Annotated in this window: 4 protein-coding genes; 1 reads left to right on the forward strand and 3 read right to left on the reverse strand. The window is 74.7% G+C overall.

Going from position 1 to position 3,682, the window contains the following annotated elements:
• The coding region (locus GTW08_RS14655) for an HAD-IC family P-type ATPase (RefSeq protein WP_161152068.1) at nt 1-1,244 on the forward strand (1,244 nt) is incomplete at its 5' end.
• Here the strand turns inward: GTW08_RS14655 and GTW08_RS14660 are convergent.
• The 3 genes from GTW08_RS14660 to GTW08_RS14670 form a co-directional block, all read right to left on the reverse strand.
• Complete coding sequence (locus GTW08_RS14660) at nt 1,229-2,587, reverse strand: AI-2E family transporter (protein WP_073575071.1); 1,359 nt, start codon at nt 2,585-2,587, stop codon at nt 1,229-1,231. The genes GTW08_RS14655 and GTW08_RS14660 overlap by 16 nt on opposite strands.
• A gap of 99 nt (nt 2,588-2,686) precedes the next feature.
• The gene (locus tag GTW08_RS14665; protein ID WP_073575072.1) at nt 2,687-3,349 is read right to left on the reverse strand and encodes an SDR family NAD(P)-dependent oxidoreductase; all 663 of its coding nucleotides are present in this window, start codon (nt 3,347-3,349) and stop codon (nt 2,687-2,689) included.
• 55 nt (nt 3,350-3,404) lie between these two features.
• On the reverse strand, nt 3,405-3,682 hold a 278-nt coding region (locus GTW08_RS14670), incomplete at its 5' end, for a hypothetical protein (protein WP_202417183.1).

Below are 3,682 nucleotides of genomic sequence, written 5' to 3' on the forward strand. Positions count from 1 at the left end.
TGCCCGCCCTGGCCCCGGTGGCGCTGGTGGTGCTGTCCGACGAGCTGCGCCCCGGCGTCGCCGACGCCCTGGAGCGGTTCGCCGCGGACGGGGTCGCGGTGAAGGTGCTCTCGGGCGACGACCCGCGCACCGTCGCCGCGCTCGCGGCGAAGGCCGGGCTCGACGTGGGTGAGGCGGTCGCCGGGTCCGAGGTCGAGGAGCTCGACGACTCCGCCGGGGGCCGGGCCGCGCTCGACGCGCTCGTCGCCCGGACCACGGTGTTCGGGCGGGTCACCCCGGAGCAGAAGGAGCGGGTCGTCGCGAGCCTGCGCCGGGGTGGCGCGCACGTCGCGATGCTCGGTGACGGGGTGAACGACGCGCGTGCCCTCAAACGGGCCCACGTCGGCGTCGCGATGCGCAGCGGCTCGGCGGTGACCCGCGACGTCGCCGACATCGTGCTCGTCGACGACTCGTTCGACGCGCTGCTGCCGGCGCGCACCGAGGGCCGCCGGATCATCGACGGCATCGCCGTGTCGATGTACGTGTTCCTCACCCGGGTCGCCACCCAGGGCCTGGTGATCATGGCCGTGACCATGCTCGGGCTCGGGTTCCCCTACTCCCCCACCCAGGTCGGGCTGACGCTGCTGACCGTCGGCGTGCCCACGCTGTTCCTGACGCTGTGGGCGACGCCGTCCGAGCCGGACCCGGACCTGCTGAGCAACCTCGCCCGCTTCGTGGTGCCGGCATCCGTGGTGACCGCGGGCGCGGGGACGGTCGTCTACACGGTGCTCTACCAGGGCATCCTCCAGGGCTTCACCAGCGGACGGACCCCGGCGCAGGTGATCGAGCAGTTCCAGAGCTACACCGGGCTGACCTACGGCACCGACGCCGACTTCGCCGGTGCGGCCGCGACGCTCGGCGCGCAGACCGGGCTGTCGACGTTCGTGGGGCCGGCGTCGTTCGTGCTGATCCTGTTCCTGCTGCCGCCGCACCGGTTCCTCGCGGCGTGGACGGCACCGGTGTCCGACCGTCGCCCGGCCTGGCTGGTGCTGGGCCTGACCGTGGTGTTCGCGGGCGTGGTCGGGACCCCGGCGCTGTCGTCGTACTTCGGGCTCACCGGCGCGGCGCGGCCGGTGTTCCTGGTGGTGCTGCCGGTCCTGGTCTGCTGGTTCGCCCTGATGTGGGTGGTGCTGCGGTTCCGGCTGATGGACCGGATGCTGGGGACCCACCGGCTCCCCGGGCGGGTCGGTCAGCCGCCGTCCTGACGGGCGGAGTCCGGCGGGGCGGGCACGGCGTCGCCCCCGACGGTCTCGCTGTCGTCCCCGGTTGCCGTGTCGGTCCCGGTCCCGGTCTTTGTGTCGGTGCCGGTAGCGGCGGAGGCCGGGGCCGCGCCGTCGACGGCGGTGACCGGGGTGCCCGCGGCGACGTCGTCCACACCGGAGAACCGGCGGTCCCGCAGGTCGATCTGCTCACCGAGGTAGCGCAGCAGCACCGCGACGACGGCCGCGACCGGCACCGCGAGGAACGCACCGGCGATCCCGGCGAGCGACCCGCCCGCCGTCACCGCCAGCAGCACGACGGCACCGTGCAGCTTGAGGCTCTGTCCCTGCAGGAAGGGCTGCAGCACGTTGCCCTCGATCTGTTGCACCGCCACGACCAGCACCGCCACCGCGACCGCGGTGCCGAAGCCCTGCGTGACCAGCGCGATGAGCACGGCCAGCGAGCCCGCGACGACCGCACCGACGATCGGGATGAACCCGCCGACGAAGGTCAGCACGGCGAGCGGCAGCGCCAGCGGGATGCCCAGCAGCACCAGGCCGATGCCGATGAACACGGCGTCGATGAGGCTCACCAGTGCCTGGACGCGGATGAAGCCGCCGAGGACGTCCCACATCCGGCGCAGCACCTCGGCGATGTGCCCGCCCGCGCTGCGACCGGTGATCGAGGTCAGCCACGGCAGGAACCGGGGCCCGTCCTTGACGAAGAAGAAGGTCAGCACCAGCGCCAGCACCAGCGAGATCAGCCCGGACGCCAGGGTGGACACCCCGGTCAGGACGCCGCCGGCGATGGCGGTCGCGCTCTGCTGCAGCTGCTGGGTGACCTGGTTGACGATGTCACCGATCTGGCCGTCGCCGAGGTTCAGCGGTGGCCCGGTCACCCACTGCTGGATCTGCCCGAGCGCCGCGATCACCCCGGAGGTGATCTGCTGGGTCTGCCCGGCGATCGACGGCGCGATGCTCACGAACAGCCCGGTCACCGCGGCGATGCCGACGAGCAGCACGATCGCGGAGGCCGCCGCGGCCGGCACCCGCCACCTGATGAGCAGCGCCGCGGGCGGACGCAGGACGGTGGCCAGCAGGATCGCGAGCACGACGGGCCAGACGACGACCCACAGCATGCCGATGACGTAGCCGACGATCACCAGTCCGACGGCGATCAGCGCGACCCGCAGGCTCCACGCCGCCAGCCAGGTGAGCCCGTTGCCGATGACGGTGCCGCGGCTGGCGACCGGGGCCGTCGGCGACGGGCTCAGCAGCCCGCCCCCCGCCGGGTCCCGCCGCGCCCCACGGTTCTCGGCGCGCGCGGCCGGTTGCGACCCCGAATCCATGACCCACTCCGTTCGTACCGGTCGACCTGCGGCGGGAACCCTAGCGGCGCAGGAGCCCCGGTGCCCGCCGCAACGCCCACGCCACACCCCGGAGGGCGCTCAGAGGTCGTCGGCGAGATGGCGGAACCCGGCGGGCCGGTCGCGGTGCAGTGTCCACAGGGTCCCGGCGAGTACGGCGGGGTCCTTGCGGGGGTGCCCGGGCTCGATCGCGCCGGGGACGATCAGCTGGGCGACGTGCACGCCGTCGCCGGCCAGCTCGTCGTGCAGCATCGCCGCGAAGGCGCCGAGCCCGGCGAAGGCGATGGAGGTGCCCGCCACCCGCGACGACGGCCGGGCCCCGCTGCCGCCGTTGACGAACAGCACCGTGCCGCGGCCCAGCGCGCGCATCCCGGGCAGCACCTGGTGCACGGCCGCGACCGGCCCGTACACCGACATCTCGACCGGCCCGAGGAGGTCGGCCGGGGTGGTCTCGAGCAGCGGCCGCAGGAAGTCCTTCTGCGGTGCGGGGCTGTACTGCAGCACCTCGACCGGGCCGACGGTCTCCGCGACCCGTTCCAGCGTCGCGGCGAGGGCGGCGGGGTCGCGGGCGTCGGCGGTGAAGGGGTGCGCGGCGACGCCGTCGTCCGCCAGCTCGGCGGCCAGCGCCTCGGCACGGTCGCGGCGCCGCCCGATCAGGGCGACCTCGAACCCCTCGCGCCCGAAGCGCCGGGCCGTCGCCGCACCGAGTCCCGGTCCGGCACCGACGATCGCGATGGTGGTCATGGCGTGATCATGCGGGTCGTGGCGCGGATCCGCACGGTCCGCGGTGCCCGCGGGGTCAGCCGCCCGACAGCAGGGTGAGCCGGTCCGCGACGGCGCCCAGCTGCGTGCTCATCCCATTGAGCTCCTGGGCGGCGTCGCCGAGCAGCCCGGGGTCGCCGAGGGAGGCGCCCGCGATGCAGTGCCGGGCCGCGTCGGCGCCCGCGGCGAGCCCGCCACGCCAGTACACCTGGGCGACGGCGTCCGGGATCGCCGGATACGCCTGCGCGGAGGCGACCTCGTCGCGCAGGTCGCGGCAGGCCTCGGCCAGCGCGACGATCCCGCCGCCGGACCCGG

Source organism: Pseudonocardia sp. SID8383 (genome assembly GCF_009864975.1).
GTDB lineage: Bacteria > Actinomycetota > Actinomycetes > Mycobacteriales > Pseudonocardiaceae > Pseudonocardia > Pseudonocardia alni.